At 69.9% G+C, this 25,859-nt stretch carries 24 protein-coding genes and 1 tRNA gene; 13 read left to right on the forward strand and 12 right to left on the reverse strand.

What is annotated here, in order from left to right; translation table 11 throughout:
• Positions 1–15: 15 nt before the first annotated feature.
• From jag to rpmH, 5 genes are read right to left on the reverse strand one after another with little or no spacing between them, the layout of a single operon-like run.
• Positions 16–930: an RNA-binding cell elongation regulator Jag/EloR gene (jag, locus tag VHA73_14190; GenBank protein ID HVX19177.1), complete on the reverse strand. Its 915-nt coding sequence runs from the start codon at positions 928–930 to the stop codon at positions 16–18.
• Positions 927–2,210 (reverse strand): membrane protein insertase YidC, encoded by a 1,284-nt coding sequence (gene yidC / locus VHA73_14195; protein ID HVX19178.1) that lies wholly within the window; start codon positions 2,208–2,210, stop codon positions 927–929. Before yidC ends, jag begins: the two co-directional genes overlap by 4 nt.
• Positions 2,211–2,438 (reverse strand): membrane protein insertion efficiency factor YidD, encoded by a 228-nt coding sequence (yidD, locus tag VHA73_14200; protein ID HVX19179.1) that lies wholly within the window; start codon positions 2,436–2,438, stop codon positions 2,211–2,213.
• Positions 2,435–2,800 carry a ribonuclease P protein component gene (locus VHA73_14205; GenBank protein ID HVX19180.1) on the reverse strand — a complete coding sequence of 122 codons (366 nt, stop codon included), beginning with the start codon at positions 2,798–2,800 and terminating at the stop codon, positions 2,435–2,437. The genes yidD and VHA73_14205 overlap by 4 nt, the downstream gene beginning before the upstream one ends.
• On the reverse strand, positions 2,797–2,931 hold the full coding sequence (gene rpmH / locus VHA73_14210; GenBank protein ID HVX19181.1) for a 50S ribosomal protein L34: 135 nt from the start codon (positions 2,929–2,931) through the stop codon (positions 2,797–2,799). The genes VHA73_14205 and rpmH overlap by 4 nt, the downstream gene beginning before the upstream one ends.
• 360 nt (positions 2,932–3,291) lie before the next feature.
• Between rpmH and dnaA the strand changes: the two genes are divergently transcribed.
• From dnaA to VHA73_14270, 12 genes are all read left to right on the forward strand, one after another.
• Positions 3,292–4,830, forward strand: coding sequence for a chromosomal replication initiator protein DnaA (dnaA, locus tag VHA73_14215; protein HVX19182.1), 1,539 nt, complete (start codon positions 3,292–3,294; stop codon positions 4,828–4,830).
• 300 nt (positions 4,831–5,130) lie between these two features.
• A complete protein-coding gene (gene dnaN, locus VHA73_14220) occupies positions 5,131–6,237 on the forward strand; it encodes a DNA polymerase III subunit beta (protein HVX19183.1) in 1,107 nt (368 codons plus the stop codon).
• Between the two features lie 58 nt (positions 6,238–6,295).
• A complete protein-coding gene (locus VHA73_14225) occupies positions 6,296–7,384 on the forward strand; it encodes a DNA replication/repair protein RecF (protein ID HVX19184.1) in 1,089 nt (362 codons plus the stop codon).
• A 38-nt stretch (positions 7,385–7,422) separates the two neighbouring features.
• On the forward strand, positions 7,423–7,755 hold the full coding sequence (locus VHA73_14230; GenBank protein ID HVX19185.1) for a DUF721 domain-containing protein: 333 nt from the start codon (positions 7,423–7,425) through the stop codon (positions 7,753–7,755).
• A 213-nt stretch (positions 7,756–7,968) separates the two neighbouring features.
• On the forward strand, positions 7,969–9,921 hold the full coding sequence (locus VHA73_14235; GenBank protein HVX19186.1) for a DNA topoisomerase subunit B: 1,953 nt from the start codon (positions 7,969–7,971) through the stop codon (positions 9,919–9,921).
• Between the two features lie 23 nt (positions 9,922–9,944).
• Complete coding sequence (gyrA, locus tag VHA73_14240) at positions 9,945–12,398, forward strand: DNA gyrase subunit A (GenBank protein ID HVX19187.1); 2,454 nt, start codon at positions 9,945–9,947, stop codon at positions 12,396–12,398.
• Between the two features lie 69 nt (positions 12,399–12,467).
• Positions 12,468–13,259, forward strand: coding sequence for a M23 family metallopeptidase (locus VHA73_14245; protein HVX19188.1), 792 nt, complete (start codon positions 12,468–12,470; stop codon positions 13,257–13,259).
• Positions 13,260–13,330: 71 nt separating this feature from the next.
• A complete protein-coding gene (locus VHA73_14250; GenBank protein HVX19189.1) occupies positions 13,331–14,086 on the forward strand; it encodes a DUF3566 domain-containing protein in 756 nt (251 codons plus the stop codon).
• 21 nt (positions 14,087–14,107) lie between these two features.
• A tRNA-Ile gene (locus VHA73_14255) sits at positions 14,108–14,181 on the forward strand.
• A gap of 62 nt (positions 14,182–14,243) precedes the next feature.
• Positions 14,244–14,381 carry a hypothetical protein gene (locus VHA73_14260; GenBank protein HVX19190.1) on the forward strand — a complete coding sequence of 46 codons (138 nt, stop codon included), beginning with the start codon at positions 14,244–14,246 and terminating at the stop codon, positions 14,379–14,381.
• Positions 14,381–15,373: a Gfo/Idh/MocA family oxidoreductase gene (locus VHA73_14265; GenBank protein ID HVX19191.1), complete on the forward strand. Its 993-nt coding sequence runs from the start codon at positions 14,381–14,383 to the stop codon at positions 15,371–15,373. Before VHA73_14260 ends, VHA73_14265 begins: the two co-directional genes overlap by 1 nt.
• Before the next feature lie 321 nt (positions 15,374–15,694).
• Entirely contained in the window at positions 15,695–16,531 is an 837-nt protein-coding gene (locus VHA73_14270; protein HVX19192.1) for a FliA/WhiG family RNA polymerase sigma factor, read from the forward strand.
• Here the strand turns inward: VHA73_14270 and VHA73_14275 are convergent.
• From VHA73_14275 to VHA73_14295, 5 genes are all read right to left on the reverse strand, one after another.
• The gene (locus VHA73_14275) at positions 16,513–18,987 is read right to left on the reverse strand and encodes an HAD-IC family P-type ATPase (protein HVX19193.1); all 2,475 of its coding nucleotides are present in this window, start codon (positions 18,985–18,987) and stop codon (positions 16,513–16,515) included. The genes VHA73_14270 and VHA73_14275 overlap by 19 nt on opposite strands.
• Before the next feature lie 45 nt (positions 18,988–19,032).
• Positions 19,033–20,214 carry a hypothetical protein gene (locus tag VHA73_14280; GenBank protein HVX19194.1) on the reverse strand — a complete coding sequence of 394 codons (1,182 nt, stop codon included), beginning with the start codon at positions 20,212–20,214 and terminating at the stop codon, positions 19,033–19,035.
• 40 nt (positions 20,215–20,254) lie between these two features.
• Positions 20,255–21,037, reverse strand: a complete 783-nt coding sequence (locus VHA73_14285; protein HVX19195.1) for a DUF1775 domain-containing protein — start codon at positions 21,035–21,037, stop codon at positions 20,255–20,257.
• Complete coding sequence (locus VHA73_14290) at positions 21,034–22,761, reverse strand: copper resistance protein CopC (GenBank protein ID HVX19196.1); 1,728 nt, start codon at positions 22,759–22,761, stop codon at positions 21,034–21,036. Before VHA73_14290 ends, VHA73_14285 begins: the two co-directional genes overlap by 4 nt.
• Positions 22,762–22,838: 77 nt before the next feature.
• Complete coding sequence (locus VHA73_14295) at positions 22,839–23,360, reverse strand: hypothetical protein (protein ID HVX19197.1); 522 nt, start codon at positions 23,358–23,360, stop codon at positions 22,839–22,841.
• Positions 23,361–23,677: 317 nt separating this feature from the next.
• Here VHA73_14295 and VHA73_14300 point away from each other — a divergent pair, with 317 nt between their 5' ends.
• Complete coding sequence (locus VHA73_14300) at positions 23,678–24,253, forward strand: sigma-70 family RNA polymerase sigma factor (GenBank protein HVX19198.1); 576 nt, start codon at positions 23,678–23,680, stop codon at positions 24,251–24,253.
• A gap of 107 nt (positions 24,254–24,360) precedes the next feature.
• On the opposite strand, the gene VHA73_14305 is transcribed toward VHA73_14300, so the two are convergent.
• Together VHA73_14305 and VHA73_14310 are read right to left on the reverse strand one after the other, a co-directional pair.
• Positions 24,361–25,155, reverse strand: coding sequence for an inositol monophosphatase family protein (locus VHA73_14305; GenBank protein HVX19199.1), 795 nt, complete (start codon positions 25,153–25,155; stop codon positions 24,361–24,363).
• Positions 25,156–25,277: 122 nt separating this feature from the next.
• Positions 25,278–25,859, reverse strand: a complete 582-nt coding sequence (locus tag VHA73_14310) for a superoxide dismutase (protein HVX19200.1) — start codon at positions 25,857–25,859, stop codon at positions 25,278–25,280.

Genomic DNA, 25,859 nt, shown 5'->3' on the forward strand with positions numbered 1-25,859 from the left:
GGTGTCCGCCGGTGCTCAGGTATCGGGGCTGATCACGACGTAGCGACGGGGCTCCTCGCCCTGCGACGACGTCGTCACACCCTCGATTTCGTTGACGGTGTCATGCACGACCTTGCGATCCGGCGGGTTCATCGGCTCCAGCGCGGTCGCCTTGCCGCTGTCCACCACATCCGCGGCAACTTTGGTCGCGAAGCGGGCGAGCGCCTCGTGCCGCTTGGCCCGGTAGCCGGCGACGTCGACCCGCACCCGGCCCCGGAAGCCGCCACCCGCGCTCCGTTGCAGGATCGTGCGCGACAGCTCCTGCACCGCACCGAGCGTGCGGCCGCGGGGACCGACCAGGATTCCCAGCTCGTCGCCCTGCACGTCGACCTGCACGGTTTCGTCGTCGATCGGCGACGTGACCACCTCGGCGTCGAGGTCGAATGCGTCAACCAGACCTTCGAGGAAATCGGACACCAACTTGCCTTCCTCGGCGACCGTCAGCACCGGCCGGTCGTCGTCGGGACGACCTTGCCGGCCACCGCGCGGTCCCGAGCCGTTGGTGGGCGCGCGGCGCTCGCCGTGGTCACCCGACGCCGTCTCCACGGCGGGGCTGGCATCTCCTGCGTCGTCGTCTGACTGCATCTCGTCATCCTCGCGGGTCGCGGTCGCTGCGCTGGCGCGGGCGGCATCTCGCCCGCCACCGTTGCCCCCGCCACCGGCCCGGCTACGGCGCCGGGGTCGACGGTCCTGCTTGGGGGGTGGTGCCTTGGGAGCCACACGGGCCCGCACCCGGGCCTCGCTGCGCATCCGGCCGAACAAGCCCGCGCGGGGTTCCTCGACGATCTCGAACTCGGCATCGTCACGATGGATGCCGAGTTGGTCAAGGGCCGCTTCCTCGGCTTCCTCGATGGTCTTGCCAGTGGTCTCGACCCACTCCACGTTCGTCACTTCCTCTTCTTCTTGGATCCGGTTCTGCGGGGCGGCGGCGGGCTCTTGCGGGTGGGGGAGGCGGCTCGACCACCGCTGGCACCATTGCCGGACGCGCCGTTCGTCCCGCCCGCGCCGTCGCCGCCACCTGCACCCTTGGCCCCCACCGCAGGCTTCGCCGCCGGGCGGACCTTGCTACCTGGTCGGTTCCCCTGCGGCTTCGGCGTCTGCGCCCCCACACCCTTGCCCCCGTTGGCGTTCTGGCTGCTGGCCTTTGCGCCCTTGCCACCCTTGTTGGCGGCCGCACCCTTGCCGCGCTGGCTCCCACCTTGGCCACCTCGGTTCGGCGGTCGCTTCGACCCTCCACCCTTGGCGGAACCGGAGCGACCGCCCTTCGCCGACGTGGGGGACTTGGCGGGCTTGGTGTTGCGGACCTGGGGCAGCGACTCGGTGGACGGAAGCAACGACCGCCATCCCCGTGCCGTGGCCGGGGCATTGCCCGCGGCCACCTCCGCACCGGCGGTGGCCGGGTACATCGTGCGGGTGATGAAGTACTGCTGGCCGATCCGGAACACGTTCGACGCCAAGAAGTACACGACCACACCGGCCGGGATCGCGAAGTAGATCACCGCGAACACCAGCGGCATGATCTTCATCATCGTCTGCTGTTGGGGGTTGACCGCGTCCTTCGGCGTGCGGCTCTGCATCTGCCACTGCTGGATGTACGTGGTGGCGATGACCAGCACCATCAACACGAGGAAGGGCGCCGCGTGGCCCATGCCCTTCTTCATGGCGGTGAGCACGCTCTCGGACAGATCGACCCCGAGCGACATCATCTTCCCGGTGCTGTGCAGCGCCTCGTAGAGCTTGCTGGTGCTCGAGATGTACGACGGCTGGAAGTGGCCCGCGGTGGTGATCGCGTGGGTGCTGCCCGTGAGCGCGGCACCGACGTCGGCGCCCATCGGCGCCCGGTGGGTGAGGCCCTCGAGCACTCGGTAGAGCACCCAGAACACCGGGATCTGCAAGAGCATCGGCAGGCAGCCGCCGATCGGGTTGACCCCGTGCTCCTTGTAGAGGGCCATCACCTCCTCGTTGAGGCGCTGGCGATCGTCCTTGTAACGGTTCTGCAGCTTCTTCAGCTCGGGCTGAATGCGCTGCATCTCGAGCATCGACCGTGTGCCTTTGAGCGTGAGCGGCAGCAGCACGATCATGATCGCGACGGTGAGCAGGACGATGGCGCCTCCGTAGGAGGGCCAGATCTGGTAGCAGAACGCCAGAGCCTTCGCGAGCCAGCCGAACATCTACGGAGCCTTCCGGTTCGGGACGGGGTCGAAGCCGTGGCCGCCGAGGGGATGGCAGCGGAGGATCCGACCGACAGAGAGTCGAGTACCACGTAGCGCGCCATGTGTTTCGAGCGCTTCCATGGCATATGAGGAGCAGGTTGGGAGGTACTGGCAGGCGCTCGGGCGACCTTCTCGCGCCCGTTGGTACGAGCGAACACCTCGTTGCAGGACCCCAGCGACGCTCACGGGGTCGCTCCTCCGAGGTGAGCCGACGCGGCCGGGCCGCCGGCTGCGTGTGCCGCGTGGACCGCCGCGTAGAGCTCGGCGCGCAGCCCGGCGAAGTCGAGGTCGGCGGCGGCAGGTCCGAGGCGCACCAGGTAGGCACCGGATCGGAGACCCGCCTCGGGCGTGTCGAGCAGCGCACGGAGGCGCCGGCGGGCACGATTGCGCGCCACCGCCGTGCCCACGCCCTTGGGCACGGCGAAGCCCACCCGGGGCACGCCGGCGGTGGCGGGCAAGTGCGTCACGGTCACCGACCCGCGCCGCCCGCGAGCGCCTCGCGCGCGGAGCGCGGCGAAGGTCGCACGGTCACGGATGCGCCAGATCAGGCCGACAGCCGGGCTCGGCCCCGGCGGCGACGGCGGGCCAGGACACTCTGACCTGCCCGGGTCTGCATGCGCTTGCGGAACCCGTGCTTCTTGGCCCGCTTGCGGACGTTGGGCTGAAAGGTGCGCTTCACTGTCTCATTGCTCCTCGGCGGTGGCGGCTCGGGGATTCGAGGCGCCCCGGCCGCTCGTGTGTCACGACCCCCACGGGCGTCGCGCGCGATGCACGTCGCGCCCTCCACCGCCGTCGGCCGCACGGGCACGAGAAGGCCAGCGCGAGGACGCGCAGTCGCACCAGCGTAGGTGTCCGGCGTTCCCGTGAGCAATCCGGCACCCCGTCGATCGACGACCTGTCGGGCGCAGGCGCGTGTCGTGGCAGGTCAGAGAGTGTTTCTGGCGCCCGGCGACGTTCAGCGCGCAGGCCTCCTGCCGGGGTGCTACGGTCGCCGTCCACCCGTCGAGACCGGTCCTCTGGGGTGGACACCCCGGCGGGGATGTCCACGCAGAGTCCGGCGCTTCGGCTGTTTTCCACAGAGTGTGGAACGTCCTGTGGATGTAGTGGCACGTGGAGGCGCACCGGTTTGGCAGGAGACGCCCAGAGCTTGTGGACGACTTGCTGCGACGTGCTCCGTCCCCAGGTCTCCGACGCCGTATGGCGCTCCACGTTCCACGATGCGCAGGCGATGAGCCTCGAGAACGGAACCCTCGACCTCGCCGTCCCCAACGCGCTCATCCGTGACCGCATCGAGGGCGCCTACCTCTCCCTCGTACAAGACTCCCTGCAAGCCGTGGTGGGCGAGGCCGTGAGCCTCCACGTCGAGGTCCGGCCGTCCGCATCGGCTCCCGACCCGCTGTCCGACTTCCTGGGCGACCAACCGCTCCCCGGCCTGTTCGACAACTCGGTCGGCACCTCACCCGAGTCGCGCCTGTTGGCCTCGAGCGAGGCGGCCCCGAACCAACCGGCCTCCACCGACTCGCAACCTGCCACGCCGCGGGCCCGGGGTGACGAACCCGCCAATCCGAAGTACACGTTCGACGCGTTCGTCACGGGGCCTTCGAACCGGTTCGCGCAGGCCGCGGCACTCTCGGTGGCCGAGACGCCGGGGCGAACGTACAACCCGCTGTTCATCTACGGGGAGGCCGGGCTCGGCAAGACCCACCTCCTCCAGGCGATCGGCCACTACGTGCGTGAGAACTACCCGCACTACGTGGTGCGGTACGTGTCGTCGGAGACGTTCTTGAACGAGTTCGTCGAGTCGATCCGCACCGGCACGAACGACTTGTTCAAGAAGCGCTATCGCGACGTCAACGTCCTCCTCGTCGACGACATCCAGTTCATCGAGAAGTGGAAGGAAACCCAAGAGGAGTTCTTCCACACGTTCAACGCGCTGCACGAAGCCAATCGCCAGATCGTGCTCTCGAGCGACCGCCCGCCCGACGCCATCGCCACACTCGAGAACCGGCTGCGCAGCCGGTTCAAGATGGGACTCATCACCGACATCCAGCCGCCCGACCTCGAGACGCGGCTCGCGATCTTGCGCAAGAAGGCCGAGCGGGAACCGACGTGGATCCCCGATGAGGTGATGGAGTTCATCGCCGAGAACATCACCGACAACATCCGTGAGCTCGAAGGGGCCCTCACCCGTGTCGCGGCGTTCGCCAGTTTGACGCACGAGGAGCTCACCGCCGACCTCGCCAAGCGGGTGCTGGGCGACATCATCGGCGATCGCAAGCCCCGACCCGTCACCCCGCAGCTGATCCTCGAACACACCTCGGCGATGTTCAACTTCCCCATCGCGGAGATCAAAGGCAAGAGCCGGCGCCGGCCGTTGGTCACCGCCCGCCAGGTGGCCATGTACGTCATGCGGGAGCTCACCGACCTGAGCTACCCGGCGATCGCACACGAGTTCGGTGGCCGCGACCACACGACGGTCATCCACGCGGTCGACAAGATCAAGGCCCTGATGCGCGAGCGCCAGAGCATCTACGAGCAGGTCAGTGAGCTCATCCAGCTGATCAAGAAGGGCGAGTGAGGTGCGCTCCACCCCCGACAACGGGTCGAGGTGCCCCCCGACGCTGGGGACAACACCGTCCGCGCCGGGGGACCGCCCGTGGACAAAGCTGTGGACGCCTCCATGGAACGCGGTGGACGGTCACGGATCCGTCCACCGAACTACATGTGTGCAACTTGTGACCTGTGCGCGGCTGGGGACAACGCGCGCGGCCCGATACCATCGCTGACCTGGGACGACACGAGGTCGTCCACAATCCACAGCCCCTACCACCACCACTGGATGATCTAACGAGTACGACATGAGGAAGCAGAGGCAGCAGTGAAGTTCGCATGCGAACGCGATGTTCTCGTGGAGGCCCTGGGCACCGCCGGGCGTGCAGTCGCCACGCGGGGAGGGTCGCTGCCGGTGCTGGCAGGGGTGCGGTTCGAGCTCGCGGGCGACCGGCTCCGCCTGACCGGTACCGACTTGGAGCTCACGATCACCGTCGAGGCCACCGTGGCCGGCGAGACCGACGGGGTGGCCGTGCTGCAAGGCCGCATCGCGGCCGATCTGGTCAAATCGCTCGAGGCGGGCCGGGTGGTCGTGACCGCCGAGCAGGACGAAGCGCACATCAGCGCGGGCCGGTTCTCTTCGTCGATGCGGCTGTTGCCTGCCGAGGAGTACCCGAGGCTGCCGGACACGGCGGCCGATGAGGTCACGCTGGCAGCGGGTGACCTCGCCGACGCGTTGCACCAGGTGGTGCGTGCGGCCAGCACCGACGATTCCCGTCCGATCCTCACCGGTGTGCTGCTGGCGTCGGAAGACGGCGGACTGCGGCTGGTGGCCACCGACTCGTACCGGCTCGCGGTCCGCGACCTGCCGGGCACGAGCGTGCTGCGAGCCGAGCAATCGGTGCTCGTGCCCTCGCGGGCGCTGCGCGAGGTGGAGCGGCTGTTGGCCGGTGCCGACGAGCTCACGTTGCGGCTCGGCGAGCGCGACGCCACCTTCGAGGTCCGCGGAGGAGTGGGGGTCACGCGCCTGACCACCCGCTTGATCGAGGGCGACTTTCCGAACTACCGCAGCCTGATCCCCACCAGCCAGCCGAACTCGTTGACCGTCGGTCGCGAGGCACTGCTCGATGCGGCCCGGCGCGTGCGGCTGATGGCCCGCGAAGCCACGCCGGTCCGCCTGGCGATGAGCAGCGAGGGCCTCGAGCTCGTGGCGATCACACAGGACGTCGGTGAGGCGCACGAGCAGCTCGACGCGAAATACGAGGGCAGCGAGCTGACCGTTGCCTTCAACCCCGAGTACCTGATGGACGGTGTCGAGGTGGCCGGCGGCGATGAAGTGGTCCTCGAGACCATCGACGCGCAGAAGCCAGCCGTGTTGCGAGGTACCGACGGCGGCACCTTCCTGTACCTGCTCATGCCCGTCCGAGTCTCCTGACCCACGTGCCGGCGCTGCCCCGCGGAGGTGATCGCCCGGGCAGGCGCGCCGATCCCTGATGCGCCTCGACCGTCTCTGGCTGACCGATTTCCGGTCCTACGCCACGGCCGACATCGAGTTGGCGCCGGGCTTCACCGCCATCGTGGGTGCCAACGGCCAGGGCAAGACGAACGTGCTCGAAGCGATCGGCTGGCTGGCAACGCTCAGCTCGTTTCGCGGTGCGCCACCCGATGCGCTGATCCGCGATGGCGCGGACCAGGCGATCATCCGAGCGGAGGGACGCCGCGACGATCGGTCGTTGCTGCTCGAAGCCGAGATCGTGCGCCAGGGTCGCAACCGTGCCCAGGTCAACCACCAGCCGTTGCGCCGCGCCCGTGACCTGCTCGGCGCGCTGCGGGTCAGCGTGTTCGCCCCCGACGACCTGGTGCTGGTCAAAGGTGGTCCCGCCGAACGTCGACGGTTCCTCGACGAGACCGTGGTGGCCGCGGCGCCCAAGCTCGACGTGCTGCGGGTCGAGGTCGACCGGATCTTGCGGCAGCGCAACGCGCTGTTGAAGCAAGCCGGCGGGCGTCTCGGCGACGATGTGGCGGTCACGCTCGAGGTGTGGGACGACAAGCTCGCCGCCGCGGGCACCGAGCTCGGCGACGCCCGCCAGCGGCTCGTCGATCGCCTTGGCCCGGTGGTGGCGTCGTCGTATCAGCACGTGGCCCGCCACGCGGCGGCGGTCGTCCTCACGTACCACGCACCGTGGCGCGAACATCCCGACGGCCTCGCCGGTGCGCTGCGCGCCGCCCGCGCCGACGACATGCGGCGCGGGGTCAGCACGGTGGGCCCACACCGTGACGATGTCGAGGTCGGGCTCGAGGGGCTCGCGGCCCGCACGCACGCCTCGCAGGGCGAGCAGCGATCTCTTGCCTTGGCGCTGCGCCTTGGCGCGCACGCGGTGGTCACCGACGCGGCGGGTACGCCGCCGGTGCTGCTGCTCGACGACGTGTTCTCCGAGCTCGACCCGGGCCGCTGCCAGGCGTTGCTCGAAGCGTTGCCGCCCGGACAGACCTTGTTGACGACCGCCGCCGCCATCCCGCCCGACGCGCATCCCGACCTGCGGTTACGGGTGCAGGACGGCCAGATCCGCCCCGAACCGTGAACACCCGCCGGTCGGTCGTGGTCTGCCACGATCTGGGGGTGGGATGGCGACCGCTCCCGACACCCGATGGCGACAGCCCGGCTCCTCGCGCCCTGCGCGACTCGCTCGACACGGTGCTGAAGGGACTCGGGTCTCCACCGGCCGAGGTACGCGTCCGGCTGCACGACCGGTGGGACGAGCTCGTCGGACCCGAGGCCGCGGTGCACTGCCGGCCCGGCAGCCTCGAAGACGGTCGTCTCGTGATCGAGGTCGGCGAACCCGCCTGGGCAAGCCAGCTGCGCTGGCAGTCGGCCGAGGTGATCCGCCGATCGGCCGACCTGCTGGGCGATGACGTGATCCAGCAGGTCGAGATCCGCGTCTCGAAGCGCTGAAACCCCGCTGGTTCGCCGGAGGCCGCTTGGCTGGCCGTGCTGCGGAGGGGGGATGCGGAGCGCCAGCTGCGGCGCCGCAAACACCAGAACTGCCACACCCGGCTGGTAGGATGACACCATCGTGATTCGGCTGCGCCACCTTCGCTGCGACGGGATCACCCCACCAACTCCCGGTGTGTTCGTGGTGCCCTCCCGGCCCACGACGCACCCCTCGTGAAAGGCCCCGCCTTGGCCAAGAAGGCTGCTTACGACGCCGAATCGATCCAGGTCCTCGAAGGGCTCGAGGCCGTGCGGCGACGCCCCGGCATGTACATCGGCTCCACGAGCGCATCGGGTCTCCACCATCTCGTCTGGGAGGTGGTCGACAACTCGGTCGACGAGGCCATGGCGGGCCGCTGCAGCCGGATCGACGTGACGCTGCTGCCCGACGGCGGGTGCGAGGTCGCCGACGACGGCAGCGGGATCCCGGTCGGCAAGTCGACCAACGCCAAGTACAAGCACCTGTCCGCCGCTGAAGTGGTGCTGACCGTGCTGCACGCAGGCGGCAAGTTCGGCGGCGGCGGCTACCAGGTGTCGGGCGGCCTGCACGGCGTTGGCGTCTCGGTGGTCAACGCCTTGTCGACCCGTCTCGAGGTCGAGATCGACCGCGACGGCAAACGCCACTACATGGACTTCGTCGACGGCGGCACCCCGGCCACCCGGCTGAAGGTGGTGGGGGACACCCCGGCGCGCGGGCGCACCACCGGCACGACCGTGCGATTCTGGCCGGACCCCACGGTCTTCGACGACACCAACTTCCGCCCGCAGACGATCCTCGAACGCCTGCAGATGATGGCGTTCCTCAACAAGGGTCTCGAGCTCCGGTTCGTCGACAAACGGCCAGGTCAAGACCAAGAACCGGTCGTCTACAAGTACTCGGGCGGCATCGTCGACTTCGTGAAGCACGTCAACCGCACGAAGGACGCGCTGTTCACGAAGGTCGGCTACATCGAGGGCAAAGACGAGACCCAGGAGGTCGAGGCCGCGTTCCAGTGGAACACCGGCTTCCAGGCTGACGGCATCCACAGCTTCGCCAACGGCATCGCCACCATCGAGGGCGGCATGCACGAGGAAGGCCTGAAGAAGGCCCTCACCAACGTCATCAACAAGTACGCACGGGCCAAGAACCTGCTCAAGGAGAAAGAGGACAACCTCCAAGGCGAGGACATCCGCGAAGGCATGTGCTGCATCATCTCGGTGCGGCTGCAGGAGCCGCAGTTCGAAGGCCAGACCAAGGGCAAGCTCGGCAACGTGTCGATGCGGTCGCTGGTCGAGCGCACCACCAACGAGCAGCTCGCCTACTGGCTCGAGGAGCACCCCACCGAGGGCAACAAGATCGTCAAGAAGGCGATCGCCGCGTCGCAAGCGCGCATGGCGGCCCGCAAGGCGCGCGACGTCGTGCGCTCCAAGACCCTGCTCGACGGCGCCGGCATGCCCGACAAGCTCAAGGACTGCTCCGGCAAGGACCGCTCCGAGCGCGAGCTGTTCATCGTCGAGGGCGATTCTGCCGGCGGCTCCGCGGTGTCGGCCCGCAACCCGTTCACGCAGGCGATCCTCCCGATCCGCGGCAAGATCCTCAACGTCGAGCGGGCCCGCATGGACCGCATGCTGAAGAACCTCGAGATCCAGGCGCTCATCTCCGCCATCGGTGCGGGCGTGGCCGAGGAGTTCGACATCGAAAAGCGCCGCTACGACAAGGTCATCGCCTTGTGCGACGCCGACGTCGACGGTTCGCACATCCGCACACTGCTGCTGACGTTCTTCTTCCGTCAGATGAAGCCGCTCGTGGAGATGGGCCACGTCTACATCGCCCAACCACCGCTGTACTCGACCGAGATCGGTCGGGAGAAGATTTACCTGAAAGACGACTACGCCAAAGACCAGTTCATGGCAGAGAACCCCAACCACAAGAAGGAGTTCGCCCGCCTGAAAGGTCTCGGCGAGATGGACTACGACGAGCTGCGCGCCACCACGATGGATCCCGAGAAGCGCACCTTGCTCCAGGTGACCGTCGAGCAGGCGGCGTTGGCCGACGAGGTGATGTCGATCCTCATGGGTGACGACGTCGAGAGCCGCAAGCAGTTCATCCAGACCAACGCGAAGGACGTGCGCTTCCTCGACATCTGAGGCGCCAGGAGGACAACCCCACCGTGACCGATGTAGAGAACCCGACGCCACCTGCGGGATCCGAACCGATCGAGATCCAAGAGGAGATGGAGCGGTCCTTCCTGGACTACGCCATGTCGGTCATCGTCGCCCGGGCCCTGCCCGACGCGCGCGACGGGCTGAAGCCGGTGCACCGCCGGATCCTCTACGCGATGGACGTCATCGGCGCCCGGCCCGACCGCCCGTACATGAAGTGCGCCCGCGTGACCGGCGAGGTCATGGGCAAGTACCACCCGCACGGCGACTCGGCGATCTACGACGCACTCGCCCGCATGGCCCAGAGCTTCAGCTTGCGTCACCCCCTGATCGACGGACACGGCAACTTCGGCTCGCCCGACTTCGGTCCTGCGGCAGCCCGCTACACCGAATGCCGGCTCGATCAACTCGCGATGCAGATGCTCGCCGACATCGGCGAGGACACGGTCAGCTTCAAGGACAACTACTCCGGTGAGTTCGAGGAGCCCGAGGTCCTCCCCGCCCGCTTCCCGAACCTGCTGGTCAACGGCAGCCAGGGCATCGCGGTTGGCATGGCCACCAACATCCCGCCGCACAACCTCGGCGAGGTGATCGACGCCACGGTCCACCTCATCGACCACCCGGAGGCCACCCCCGACGATCTCATGGAGTTCGTGAAGGGCCCCGACTTCCCGACGGGCGCCCTGATCCTCGGACGGGCCGGCATCCTCGACGCCTACCGAACCGGCCGCGGCTCCATCAAGCTGCGGGCCGTCACCGAGATCGAAGAAGGTCGCAACGGCCGCGACCAGATCGTCGTATCCGAGATGCCCTACCAGACCGGCATCGGGGCGACGGCGGCAAAGATCAAGGACCTGGTCGACGCCCGCCAGATCGACGGCATCGCCGACGTGAACGACGAATCACACGGCGACCTGACTCGCTTGGTCATCAAGCTCAAGCGCGACGCGCCGGCGCTGGTGATCTTGAACAACCTGTACAAGCACACCCCGCTGCAGACGAACTTCGCCGTCAACATGGTGGCCCTGGTCGACGGCGTGCCCCGCACGCTGAACCTCGCCCAGGCGCTGCAGGCCTACATCGATCACCAGATCGAGGTCATCACCCGCCGGTCGCAGTACCGCCTCGCGGAAGCCCAGCGGCGCGAGCACATCCAAGAAGGCCTGCTCAAGGCCATCAACGTCATCGACGAGGTCATCGCCACGATCCGCGCGTCGGAGGATCGGGCTGCCGCCCGGGCGGCGCTGATGGCCGAACCGTTCGAGTTCTCCGAGGTGCAGGCCGAACACATCCTCGACATGCCGCTCGGTCGCCTCACCCGCCTTGCCCGCATCGACCTCGAGAAGCAGATCGAGGAGCTCCGGACCACCATCGCCGAGCTCGAGGCGATCCTGGCCGACGAGGCGAAGCTGAAGGGCGTCATCAAAGACGAGCTGGCCGCCGTGCGTGAGAAGTTCGCCGACGAGCGGCGCTCGCAGATCACGTACGACCCGGGCGACCTCGACATCGAGGACCTCATCGACGATGAGGATCTCGTGGTCACGTTGTCGCAACGCGGTTACACGAAGACCGTCACCGCCGACAGCTTCAAGTCGCAGAACCGGGGTGGTCGTGGCGTGGCGGGAACGAACCTTCGCGATGGTGATTACGCCACTCACATCCTCACCACCACCGCGCATGCGTACCTGTTGTTCTTCTCGAACAAGGGTCGTGTGTACCGCCTGAAGGCGCACGAGATCCCGAAGAAGGAACGCACCGCGCGGGGTACCGCGATCGTCAACCTGCTGCCGTTGCAGAGCGACGAGAAGATCCAGACGATCATCGACACTCGTGACTATGAGACGAATCGCTTCTTGTTCTTCGCCACCAAGCAGGGCCAGGTGAAGAAGACCAAGTTCACCGAATACGACTCGTCGTTGCGCGCGGGGATCATCGCCATCAACCTCCGCGACGGTGACGAGCTCGTGAAGGTGATGCCGACCAACGGCGGCGACGACATCTTCATGGTGTCCCGTTCGGGTACCACCATCCGCTTCCGGGAGGACGAGGTCCGACCCATGGGCCGGTCGGCCGCCGGTGTGCGCGGCATGAAGCTCAAGTCGGAGGACGAGGTCGTGTCGTGCGACGTCGCCCGCGACGACGCGAGCATCCTGATCGTCACCGATGCCGGCTACGGCAAGCGCACGCAGCTCGACAAGTTCAACGTGCAGGGCCGCGGCGGCCAAGGCGTGCGGGGCATCAAGCTCACGGCGCGCAAGGGCCACGTGGTCTCTGCGTTCATGGTCGGCATCGACGACGAGATCTTCGTGATCAACTCGGCCGGCACCGTGATCCGCATGGGGGTGCGCGACATCTCCTCGCAGGGCCGCGACGCCACCGGGGTACGGGTCATGAACCTCGACGACGGCCAGTTCGTGGCCGCCGTCGCGCCAGTCCTCGTGGCCGACGACACCGACGACTGAGCCACGCCCCTCGGGCGTGCGCCCGATCCTCCACGCAGTTCCCCTGCCGCCTTCCCCCTGACGGATCCGATGGGGAGGTGTGTCGTGGGGGAGTGGCGTGCAAAGGGTGCGGGTCGGACCGAACGGGGCCAGGCGGTGCCGTTGATGGCGCTCGTTGTGGTGGTCGTGGCGGTCGTGGCCCTCGGCGTGGCACGACTGGGCCGGGCCGCGGGCGCGCGGGCGTCGGCCCAGACGGCCGCCGACGCCTCGGCGCTCGCGGGCGCGCTCGACGGCGAGCCGGGAGCCCGCGAAGTCGCGACGGCCAACGGTGGCCGACTCGTCGCCTTCCGGCAGGTCGGTGCCGATGTCGTCGTCACCGTCGAGGCTGGCGGTGCACGCGCACAGGCACGCGCGCGCCCGGTGGGTTCGTCGGTCGCCGGCGTGACGGTCGCCGGCGGCTTCGCGCTGCCGGTGCCGCCCTCCCGTGTGGCGCCGGGCGCGTGGGGCCGCCCGCACCACGACTACCCCGCGCTCGACTTGCCCGTTCCGACGGGTACGCCGGTGGCCGCGCTCGCAGGCGGGCGAGTGCGGTGGGTCGACGACAACCGCTGTGGCCAGGGCGTGTCGATCGACGTCGCGAGCGGCGTCCGGTATGTGTACTGCCACGCGTCGGGTCGTTCGGTGCCGGACGGCGCATACGTGACAGCCGGCCGTGAGGTGATCCGCTCGGGCGCCACTGGCCACGTCACCGGTCCGCACCTGCACATCGGGGTGTTCGTCGACGGCGTGTCCGTCTGCCCGCAACCGTTGCTCCAGGCGTTGCTGGCAGGCCGCGCCCCGCCGCCGTGGCGCTCGCTGCCCGCCGCGGGTTGCAGCTACTGAACCTGGTCGTGAGGGGCGCCGAACCGGACCTGCACCGAATCGGGCCAGGTCGTGGCCCTAGACTCCCGCTCGTGCCCCGCCGTTCTCGCGACGTCGCTACCAGACGAGGCGACGCGACCGCGGATCGTGGGCGCCGTGTGGTGCGGACCTTGCGGCGTGTCGAGCTGTGGACGGTCTTCCGGTTGAGCGGCTGTGTCTACCTCGCGCTGTGGGCGATGGGCCTGCTCGCGCTCGCCGTCATCTGGTGGATCTCGAGCAACACCGGCACCACCAGCAACATCGAGAGCTTCCTGCGTGACGTCGGATTCAAGAACTTCGAGTTCAACGGCCCCGAGTTGCTGCTGGCAGCAGGCCTCGGTGGTCTGGTTCTCGTGCTCGCCGGCACGCTGCTCACCACCGTGCTGGCCGCGTTGGTCAACTTGATCAGCGAGCTCACCGGTGGGCTCAAGGTGGTCGTGATCGAGCCTCCGGGTGTCGATCTTCCGGTGGGCGGAACCGTGCCCGCCGCAGCGGCGGCCACGTTCTCGCCGGACGTGGGTGTCGCCGTTGCGCCGCCGGTCGTGGCCACCTTCGGGACGGGTGGCCCCGCGACGAACGGCGAGCCCGACCTTGCGCCTGCCGCCCACTACCGCGTGCGGGCAGCGACCGGCTCGGCAAATCCCGGCCGGGGCGCGGCACCCGGCGCCGGATCGCCGGCCGAACCTGCACACGGGGATCCACGACTCGCCGCATCCGATGCCGCCGACGACAGCTGGTCGGCTCGCGCCGGGCGGCTGCTGCGCGGGGTTGCCAACCCCCGTGGACCGGTTCGCACCGAGCCAGACTGATTCGCTAGCGTCGCAGCTTCCGGGGCTATAGCTCAGTCGGTTAGAGCGCACCCCTGATAAGGGTGAGGTCGCTGGTTCGATTCCAGCTAGCCCCACGGCGCGGGACCCTCGTAGCCCCGTAGGATCCCGAGTTGAACGCCTACCGGAAGAGCTCGCCATGACCCTGCTTCGACGTGCGTTGGCCGCTTTGGCCGCGGCGGCGGTGCTGGCCGCCGCGCTGCGCGTCCGGGGCACCGGGGGTACCCCTCCCCGCCACGGTGGTTGGCGGGAGCTGTCCGGTCCCGATCTGCGCTGATGCGCGTCGGTGTCGTCGGGCTCGGCGCGGTCGGCGCGCGGGCCGCTCGTCAGCTCGCCTCCACCGAGGGCGTCGAGTCGGTGCTCATCCGCGATCTCGACGACGACCGCGCGGCGGCGGTCGCGGCGTCGCTCGGTCCGGTCGCCGAGGTCGCCGCCGGCGACCACGAGACGCCGTTGCCGGTCGAGGTGGTGGTGCTCGCCGGTGAGAGCGGCGTGCACGGTTCCCTGGCACGCACGTACCTGGAGGCCGGTGTCAGCGCGGTGTCGACCTCCGACGACGTCGACGATGTGCGTGCGCTGCTGCGCCTTCACCCGGAGGCCATCGAGCGCGGGCGATCGGTGGTCGCTGGCGCCGCGTTCGCGCCCGGGCTCACCTGCCTGCTCGCGGCTCACGCCGGCGCGCTGCTCGATCAGGTCGACGAGATCCACGTCGCCCATCTCGGTACCGGTGGTCCCGCCTGCGCGCGCCAGCACCATCGGGCATTCCGGGGTCTCGCCGTCGAATGGCATGACCGTGGCTGGCGCACCCGGCCCGCAGCCTCGGGGCGCGAGCTGTGCTGGTTCCCCGACCCGATCGGCGCGGCCGACTGTTACCGGGCCGCGCTGGCCGATCCTCTGCTGCTGGCGCCGGCGTTCCCGACGGTCGGTCGCGTCACCTCACGGCTGGCAGCGACCCGGCGTGATCGGTTGACCGGTTGGTTGCCGATGCTGCGTCCCCCGCACCCCGAGGGGGGTCCTGGGGCGGTGCGGGTCGAGCTGCGTGGGCGGCGAGAGGGCGCCGTCGAGACGGTGGTGCTCGGTGCCATGGATCGGCCTGCGGTGGCGGCCGGCGCCGTCGCGGCGTTGGCGGCGGTCACCGCGGCGCGAGGCGAGCTGCGGCGCCTGGGCGCCGGCGGCCTGGCGGAGCTCGTCGAGCCGCTACCGATTCTCAACGAGCTGGCTCGTCGCGGGGTGAAAGCCGCCGTGTTCGACGGCGCCGTCGCGGCTTGAGCTGACCCACCACCGGCCCCGCTCGGGTGCGCTGCCCGCCGCCGGGCGCCGCCGCGAACCGCGCCACCATCCACGCGCTCATCGTCGGGCGACTCGGCCATCGCCTCACGATGTGTGGTCAATACGCCCCGGTGCGTGCCTATTTCATCCCACTGTGCGGTCTTCTGGTCCTTTTCGGCCGATGGAATGGTCCGGATTGCCTATAGGCCGACGACGGCGCGTTCGGCATCCTGCGTAAGTGCAAAGCGGGCGTCCGCCAGGGGAATCGACCCTGGCAACCGGCGCCCAGGTGGGTCGAGTAGCGGGAAAGGGCACTTCCATATGGCGCCATTGACCAACGACGGTCGACGTCTCGTCGAAGAACATCTTTCTCTGGTGCGCCACATCGTGTTCCAGGTCGCCGTGCGGTTCCCACGCCACGTGGACCGTGAGGAACTCGTGACGGCCGGTGCGATGGGCCTCGTGGAAGCGGCCCGACGCTACGACGCCGATCGGGGCGTGCCATTCGACAAGTTCGCTGCACGTCGTATCCGCGGGGCGATCCTCGACGCCGTGCGGGCTGCCGACTGGGCGCCGCGCTCGGTGCGGAGCCTGGCACGCCGCCTCGAAGAGGCGGAGCAGGAGCTCGCCAGCAGCTTGGGCCGCGTTCCTTCCCGGAGCGAGACGGCCGATCGGCTGGGCGTGCCGGAGTCGGAGATCAGCCGGTTGCAGGACCGCATGGCACGCTCGGTCGTGCTGGCGCTCGACCACGAGGTCGCCGACGCGGACGAAGACCTGACCTTGCTCGACGTGCTCACCGACGAGCGGACCGTCGAGCCGGCAGAGGAGCTCGAGACCCGCGAGCTGCACGCCTACCTTCGCAGCGCGATCGAGCTGCTGCCGCCCCGCCACCGCACCGTTGTTGGTGGCTACTTCCTCGAGGGTCGGACGTCGATGGACCTCGCCGACGAGCTCGACGTGACCGAGTCCCGGATCTCCCAGATCCGATCTGAGGCGCTCGAGATGCTGCGCGATGGCATCGAGGCCCAGTACCGCCGGGCCGGCGACGAGCCGGTGTGCGGCCGGGCCGCGCGCCGCAAGGCGTCCTACGCTGCAGCGATCGGGACCGCGTCGACGTTCCACGACCGCATCACGGTGGGTCACGCCGTCTCCGCCTGACCCTCCCGTCGCGGCCGGGCTCGAGGCCGGGGATCGTCGACGTCGATGTAGCGGGCGAACACGACCGAGATCGCCGCTGACGCAGACACCAGCCCGGCGCTCACCGCCAGCATCGCCCCCGATGGCAGGTGCAGCTCGAAGAAGTGACGGCCGAACGGCACGGCCAGCACCAGCGCGAAGCCGGCCACCATCGCCACCACGAGCACCGCGCGCGCCAGGGTCATCGGTCGTACGAGCTGCACCAGGATCACGAGGGCAACCCCCGTCAGCACGAGCGTCGCGGTGGTGCGTGACTGGATCAGCGGTGGATGCGTGCGCTGGGCCAGCAAGTAGGCCGTGAACGTGATGGCCGCAGCCATGATCCCGTGGGGCACGGTGAAGCGCAGGACCCGACGGAGGAAGTGGGGCTTGGCCCGCTCGGGATTCGGGGCCAGCGCCAAGAAGAAGCCGGGGATGCCGATCGTGAGCGCGTCGATCACCGTGAAGTGCCGGGGCAGGAACGGGAACGGCTTGACCGTCGCGGCGATGGCGAAGGCGAGGATCACGGCGTAGATGGTCTTGGTGAGGAAGAGGTTGGCCACGCGCTCGATGTTGTTGATCACGCGGCGCCCTTCCGCGACCACCGGGGGCAGCGCCGAGAACTCGCCGGACAGCAGCACGAGTTGCGCAGCGGCGCGCGACGCGGAGCTGCCGGAGCCCATGGCGATGCCGATGTCGGCGTCCTTCAGCGCCAGCACGTCGTTCACGCCGTCGCCTGTCATGGCGACGGTGTGGCCCTTGCCCTGGAGCGCGTGGACCATCGCCCGCTTCTGATGCGGCGTGATGCGGCCGAAGATCGTGCCGGCCTCGACTGCGGCGGCGAGCTGGTCGGGGTCATCGGGGAGTGACCGGCCGTCGACCGCGTCGCCCTCGACGTCGAGCCCTGCACGGCGAGCGACGGCCGCGACGGTGGCGGGGTGGTCGCCGGAGATGACCTTGGCGGCCACCCCTTGGGCGGCGAAGAACGCCAACGTGTCGGGCGCGTCGACCCGCACGCGGTCCTCGAGCACCGCCAGCGCGCTCGGCTCCAGCCCGTCGGGGAGTGTGATGTCCGTGGCGGGCACGTCGGCCAACGCGGCATCGGTGTGGGCGAGCAGGATCACGCGGGAGCCCAGCTCGGCGAGCTGCTCGACTCGGGCGGCGAGATCGGCGTGGCGCGACGAGTCGAGCACGACGTCGGGTGCGCCGAGCACCCACGTGCCCTTGCCGGGGAAGGTCGCCGCGCTCCACTTGCGCGCCGAGGAGAAGGGCACCGCGGTTGCCGGCTCCCATCCGGCCGGGAGCGAAGGCAGGGCTTGCTCGGGCTGGCCGGCGTGGCGTCCGTCGGCCCCCGTCAGTCCGTGGCCGAGGGCACGCAACGTGGCGTTGGGGTTGGGGTCGGCAGCCACCAGCGCGGCGAGGGCGTCGCGGGCGTCGCGGTCGCCGGCGCCTGGCAACGTGTCGATCCGGTCGAGCTCGAGGTCGCCGTGCGTGAGGGTCCCGGTCTTGTCGAGACAGATCACGTCGACTCGGGCGAGGATCTCGACAGCGGGCAACTCCTGCACCACCACCTGGTGCTTCGCGAGGCGCAACACGGCCGCCGCGAACGCCACGCTCGTCAACAGCACGAGCCCCTGGGGGATCATCGCGACGATCCCGCCCACCGTGGCGCTCAGCGCGTCGCGGAAGTGGTCGAACAAGCGCCGCTGGCTGATCGCCAACGCGATTCCCGCGGGGACCATGACGTAGCTCGCCCAGCGGATGATCCGGTCGATGCTCCGCTGGAGCTCCGAGTTGGCCAGCGTGAACTTGCGAGCTTCGGCGGCGATCTGGCTGGCGTACGCGTCACGCCCGACGTGCGTCGCCTGGAACGACCCCGACCCCGCGGCGACGAACGCGCCCGACAGCACGCGGTCGCCCGGAGCTTTCGCGATCGGGTCGGACTCGCCGGTGAGGAGGCTCTCGTCGATCTCCAGCGCGTGGCTCTCGAGGATCTGGCCGTCGACGACCACTTGGTCACCGGGGCGGAGCACGAGCAAGTCGCCGAGCACGACGTCGTTGACGGCCACTTCGTGGTCGGATCCGTCGCGCCGGACTCGCGCCCGAGGTGTGGTCAGCAGCGCAAGGCGGTCGAGCGTGCGCTTCGCCCGGAGCTGCTGCACGATGCCGATGGCGGTGTTGGCGACGAGCACCCCGCCGAACAGCGCGTCGTTGCCCTGTCCGTAGATGAGGATCAGCACGGCCAGCGTGCCGAGCACGAAGTTGAAGTACGTGATGACGTTGGCGCGGACGATCTGTGTGAGCGAACGGCTCGACCGGTCGGGCAAGTCGTTGCCGAGGCCGCGGGCCTGGCGGTCGGCGACCTCCGTTGCGGTCAGTCCTTCCGGACCCGTGGGTTCGATGGCGGGCTCAGGTGGGTCGGCGACCGGGGTCGTCATCGCAGGCAGGCTAGGGCACGGCCTCGCCGCGACAGCGGCGAGCGTTCAGCGTGGTCCGAGGTCAGGATCTCGCCACTGGCCAGGGCGTGTGCCCGACGCGGCCTCGTCGGCGCAGTTCGCCTCGCCGGGAGCCGTCGGTGGTTGGACGTTCTCTGCCTCGTCCACTGCGAGCTCGCGAGGGACCGAGGCCAGGGCACCCGATCGGATCGCTGAAAGCGCGGCGCCGGCCGCGAGACCCATCGCCGCGGCTTGGAGGGCGTGCGCGGCGGGGGCCGACAACGCCGACAGCGGCATTGCCTTCCAGAGCGCGTCGAAGTCCATCAAGCCCCACCCGATCACCGTCGCGGATCCGGCCAGCAGCGCGATCACCCGGGCCGGCCGGTTGCGGAACAACACCGCGGAGGCCGCGCAGACGATGCCGAATGCCGGGAGCAGCCAGCTGAGCGGCGAGCCGCCGGCCGCATCAGGGACGACAGCGCGTTGCTGGAAACCGGCATAGATCGCCACGATGCCGGCGGCCGCCACGCCGACCGTTGCTGCCCGAATGGGGTCGAGGACGAGGCCCAGCGCGACGACGAGCGCCGCGGCGCCGACGAGGAGCGCCAGCCACGGCAGCGGCGACGGCGCCGGGTGCAACAGCAGTTCGCCGCGCACCGTGGTGGCCTGCCCGTCGACCACCATCGGCACGATCCAGTTGCCGTCGGAGCGGTCGGTGAGTCGAACCCGGTGAGTGCCAGGGACGAGCGGGGCCTGTTGGTGGGCGCCCATCCAGTGGATGCGATGGTCGTGCCAGACATACGTGCCGTGACGGCCGACCGTCGCCCAGATCGGCGGCAAGCTGCTCGCCTTGTTGATGTCGAACCCCGGGGGGAACTTCGGGTTGGTGGCATAGCGGTTGGCGTTCAAGTAGGTGGCCGGGGAGTTCTGGTTCTCCTGCACGGTGCCGTCGCGCAGCACTTGGAGCCACGGCTCCGCCGTGGTGACCGTGCCGTAGCCCGACGTCCCATAGCCGCGCACGATCGCGGTGTGGCCGGGGTGGACGTGGAGCTCGAGGAAGCCGTCGCCGCCGACGACCTTCACCGAGATGGCCGAGGCCGCGCGGGCCGGCGTGACCGACAGGACCCTTGACTCGAAGTTGGTCGGAGTCGCGGGGTCGGCAGCCGCCGGTGCAGCCGTCCCGACGACCGCGACGACGAGGGCGGCAGCCGCGATCAAGATGCGGCGCACGGCAACCTCCCTGCTCCGTTCGCACCGCGACGAGCGAGCATCACGCCGTGTGCCGCCTTCGGATGACGAACAAGCCTGCGGCACCACCCACGATGATCACCGCCACCACGATGCCCGCGATGACGCCCGCGTTGTTGTTGCCCCCGCCGGAGGTGCTGGCGGGCTTCGACGCCCGGGGCGCGGCAGACGTGCTGTGGCTCGAGGCCGCGACGGTGGTGGTGGAGGCGGCGGCACCCGAGGCGACGATGTCGACGGCCGGCGCGGGGTGATCGGGCTCGGGTTGGCCGGGCTGTTGCAGCTCGATCCACGAGACGGTGCCCTGCTGGCAGGTCTGGAGGATGGGGAACGTGATCCGGCCGGGCTTGGTCGGCATGGTGGCTTGCACCGCGATGTCGAACGGCGTGTGGGGTGCCTGCGCAGGGCCCTGCCACACGACGGTGTTGCCGGTCACCACTGCCGTCCACCCGGGGTTGGTCGTGCTGGCGTGCGTGCCGGTCAACCCACTCGGGAGCTGCATCTCGAGCTTGGTGGTCGGCGAATCACCACAGCCGTGCTCCACGTTGAAGGTGATCGTTGCCGGCTGTCCGGCCGCCGCCGACGTCGGGTCGGGGTCGATGTGCGCGGCCGCCGGCGCCGCGAGCGCGACGAGCAGCCCGAGCGTGGCGACGGCGACCGCCATGGTCCGGGCCGCCCGGAGGCGTGACGACCATCGCGACGTGGAGCAGAGACGGGAGGGCATGGGAGCAGCGCCTTTCGGGGTCGTGGGATGGTGGTGGCCGGCCGTGGGCTCGGCCGCTCGGGCGAACTTGGCGGGTGGTGTCATGGCTGGATCGGGACGGTGACGGTCGCGGACCACTCGTGGAACGCGTCGGGCTGGGCCAGCACGGTGACCTCCCACGTGCCGTTGACCGCCATCGCGTCGTCGACGAGTTGCCAGTGGCCCGGCCCAGCGTGGAACGGCTCGCGCTCGATGGGGCCGAGCTGGGCGGCGGGCAGGCGGAAGTCGACCCGGACATTGGTCAGCTTGTCAAACGGCGCGCCATATCGATCGAGCACGTAGAAGTGGACGGCATTGGTGCCGCGTCGTGCCGGGTCGACGATGATCTGCACCGAGCCGTCGCCGAACGGGGCGGTGCGCGCTGCCACGGTCCCGATCCCCGCGGCCGTACGGGCGGGGATGGTGTCGGTGAGCACTGCGGTCACGCCGAGGACGGCGATGATCCCGACCAGCTCGGCCGCCAACGTGCGACGCAGGAACGACCAACCGGCCGGCGCGTCGGGTCTGGCGGCGACCGCGGGGGTGAGGGCGTAGCGGTTGTAGACGGCCACGCACAGGATCGCCACCAACGCAGCGGCTTTGGCGACCACCAACCACCCGTACGTGGTGGAGGTGAGCGCGCGGATCGCGCGGACCTCGGTCCAGGCCAGCGTGACCCCGGCCGCCGCCAGCGCCAGTACCGACCACGCCGCCAACTTGGAGAAGCGGCCGACCAGGCGAGCCGCCGTCACGGCGTGACGACCGTCCAGTGGGTCCTCTGCCGTGGCGGTCGCGGGTGCCCGGTGGATGGTCCGGACCGCGAGCCACAACGCCACCAACCCGCCGAACCACACGGTCGCCGCGCCGACGTGCACGCCATCGGCGACGAAGACGAGCGCGGCGGGTGAGGTGGTGCGGGTGTGGCCGCTGGCCATGAAACCACCCGCGAGGATCAGCACCGCCCCGGCGGCCGACGCGCGTCGCGAACGGCGGGTGCGTGCCAGCGGGCCGCGCTGGCCGAGGAGGGCCAGGACGGCGGCGGCGGCGACGCCGACGATCGTCCAGCCAGTGCCGTTGCCCAGCACTTGTCCGAGGACACCTCTGTGGAACACGGCACCCAGCCCCAGACCCGTCGCTTGTGCGGCGTCCGCGGCGACTCCGAGCACCAGCGCGACCACCGCGCCGACTCCACCGACGATCGTCCATCGCCACCACGCCGTTCGGCTGGCGGTAGCGCGCTGCGGTTCGCCGTCGTCCGCAGGCGCTCGCCCGTCTCGGCGGTCCGCGTCGGCCAGCCACGCGGCGAACACCGCGATGCCCACGGCGAGCAGCCCACCCGCGTAACCGATCCCGATCAGGACACGTTTCGCCCACTGCCAGCCGCTGGAGCCGGTCGAGGAGAGCGAAGCGACCACGCCGTTGGCGACGTGGGTCTTCGACTTGATCGAGAACAAGAACCCGCCGTGCACCGGGTGGGAGTCGGCCGAGATCACGTGCCAGCCCACGACGTACGTGCCGTTGGGCAAGTTCGAGCGCAAGTCCACCGCGACGTCACTGGTCGCCGAACCGTGGCGCACGTTGCCGAGGTCGACCCGATGGCCGTTCGCGTCGACCACCCGAAGGCTGCCGAGGGTGATCGTCACGTGCTCGCTGAAGTGGAGCTCGACCTTGCTCGGCGCGTTGCGCAGCACGGCGCCGTCGGCGGGCGTGGATGACAACAGCACGGCGTGGGCGCTGGCAGGCGCTGCGGCCGCCAGCAGAGCGCCCGCGGCCAACAAGGTGGCGACCACGGCGGCGACCGCGTGGCGCCTCGCTGTGTGAACCGGTCGGCGGCGCGTCGGCCGCTCCGGGTGGGTCAGCTGCACCGTCAGGTCGTCGGCTGGTGGGTGAAGCGGATCAGGGGGCGTGGATCGGGCCGGGACCTCGCGACGATCCAGAGGAGCACGACCCCCGCCAACGTGAGCAAGTGTCCCGTCTCGCCCACGACCGGGGTGTGGCCGCCGGCTACGTCGATGGCCGCCGTCAACAGCAACACGACCGTCAGCGACCCGACGAACGGCAGCAACCCGGCGGCGCGCCGGGGCTGGAACGCCACCGTCAACATGGCGATCGCCAGCGCGGCGTCCCACGCCCCGATCTCGTGAGCGACGTGCAAGCTCGCGCCGTGGTCGGCGCCGAGGAACAGCGCCGGCACGGCCAGCACGAGCTGGACCAGCGCCACCCACAGCAGGCCGTAGCGTGCCCACGATTGCGACCGTTGCGCCGTGCGGGCGCCGTTGCGGTCGGCTCGAGGCGCCAGCGGCGCAGTGACCGCCAGCAGCTCGGCCGTGCGGTCCGGGACCGGCTCCGCGCCGCGCACGCGGATGCGCCGGTGGAGGGCCTCGGCCATGGCTGCGAAGTCGCGACAGGACCCGCACGCCGCGAGGTGCTCGTCGACTTGCCTCTCACTGATCGGCCGGTCAAGGAGGAGCCGTAGATCGGGCCTCGGCTCGCCGGCCGGTGCTTCGTCGGGGAGGAGGAGAGGGGCCGCCCCGCTCTCGCCGTCGATCCGGGCCGAGATCGTCTCGCGGCACGCGTCGCATTGCATGGTTGGTGAGTCGTCGCGAGGACGCGATTGGTTCCCGACCTTGTCGATCGTCTTCGGACCCGTCCCTCGCGCCAGATCGCGATTTCGCAGGCGCGCCACGCAGGGCCGAAGATGGGCGGGTGGACGACCTCACCCGGGCAGCGGTGGCGGCCGCAGCGGGTGATCGGCTGGCGCTCGCGACCTTCGTGCGCCAGGGCCAGGTGCCGGTGTGGCGCCTTGCGGCGCACCTCGTCGATCGTGACAGCGCCGATGACCTCACCCAGGAGACCATGCTGCGGGCCGTGCCGGCGTTGGTGGGCTTTCGGGCTGAGAGCTCGGCCACGACCTGGCTGCTCGGCATCGCCCGCCGGGTGTGTGCCGACGAGATCCGCCGCCGCGCGCGGCGTCGGCGACTGTGGGACCGGCTGGTCGAACAGCGTCCGACCATGCACACCGACGCCGAGGACGGCGCCGTCGATCTCGACACGTTGCTCGCGGGCCTCGCCCCCGACCGCCGTGCGGCGTTCGTCCTGACCCAGCTCCTCGGCCTCGGCTACGCCGATGCGGCCGAAGTGTGCGGCTGCCCGGTGGGGACGATCCGCTCGCGGGTCGCCCGTGCCCGCGCCGACCTGATCGACGTGTTGCGGCCGGCTGTGGCCCAGCCGGTGGAGCCGCCGCAGGAGGATCCGCCCGACGAACGCCGGTCCGCGAGGTAGCGCGGCAGTTCGGTCGGCGCGCCGACGGCGAAGCACGCCGGTTCGCGCACCAGCCCGCCGCCGGCCCCTGGCAGTGGGGCGTTGGTCGGCACGCCGCCGGCTGGCCCTCAGGTCGAGCGGTCGAGCAGGGCGAGCACCGCGTCGTGGAGCCGACCGTTGGTGGCCACCCCGTCGTGCTCGGTGACCGACTCGGCCCCCGACCAGGCGGTGAAGCGTCCACCTGCCTCGGCGAGGATCACCGGCATCGGCGCGATGTCATATGGCTCGGCCACCGGGTCGGCCATCACATCGATGCGCCCGGTCGCGACCAGCGCGAACCCGTAGCCGTCGCCCCACGTGCGGACTTGGAACCCGGCCTTGCGGACGCGGTCGAGCGCGCCGTCGGGCCAATACGACCCGAGACCGCTGCTCGAGAAGAACGCCCGCTCGTCGATCGTGTCGCGGTCGTTCACGTGGCACGGCGCGCCGTTGAGGAAGCACCCGAGACCACGCCCGGCGTACACCGTCTCGCCGAGGGCCGGCATGTTGATGACGCCGATGGCCGGGCCGTGCTCGTCGTCGAACGCCAGCAAGTTGCAGTACAGCGGTACGCCGTGCGTGAACGGTTTGGTGCCGTCGATGGGGTCGAGGGTCCACTTGCGACCGGTGGCGCCGGGTCTCTCGGCCTCTTCCTCACCGAGGATGCCGTCATCGGGAAAGCGGGCCTCCAGCTCGGAGCGGATCAATCGTTCCGCGCCACGGTCGGCTTCGGTCACCGGCGTGCCGTCGCCTTTGCGGTCGACGACGAGATCAGAGGACCGGAAGTAGCCGAGGGTGAGCTCACCCGCCTTGCGGGTCAGCGCGACTGCGAAGTCGAGCAACTCGGGGTCGGCCGGCGGTGCGGAATCGGGGGAGTACGCCATCACCGTCAGCTTGGCACGACCCGGCCTGCGTCACGATCGGGAGCACGCGACGCCCGGAGCCGTGCCGGCCGCCTGCCTCGGCACCCCGGCTTCGACGCGGGGTGCCGAGCATGGCGAACGGTTCAGCTGGCGAGGTTCTGGGCGACGAAGTCCCAGTTCACGAGCTTGTCGAGGAAGTTCTGGATGAAGTCGGGACGGGCGTTGCGCCAGTCGATGTAATACGCGTGCTCCCAGACGTCGATGGTGAGCAGCGCTTTCACGTCGTGCGCGACCGGGGTGTCGGCGTTGGCGGTCTTTTGGATCTTCAGGCCACCGTCGTCGACGAGCCATGCCCACCCGGAGCCGAACTGGGTCTTCGCCGCGTCGGAGAACTCCTTGGCGAAGTTGTCGTACGAGCCGAACGCCGAGTTGATCGCCTCGCCGACGTCCCCGCCCGGTGCGCCGCCGCCGGTGGGCGACATGCTGTTCCAGAAGAACGTGTGGTTCCAGACCTGCGCGGCGTTGTTGAACACGCCACCGTCCGACGACTTGATGATGTCTTCGAGTGACGCGTCGGCCTTGTCGGTGCCGTCGATCAACCCGTTGAGGTTCTTGACGTACGCGGCGTGGTGCTTGCCGTAGTGGTACTCGAGGGTCTCCTTCGACATGCCGGCTCCCGCGAGGGCGTCGAGCGCGTAGGGAAGCGGCGGTTGCTCGATGGCCAT

The organism is Acidimicrobiales bacterium (assembly GCA_035547835.1).
Lineage (GTDB): Bacteria > Actinomycetota > Acidimicrobiia > Acidimicrobiales > Iamiaceae > DASZTW01.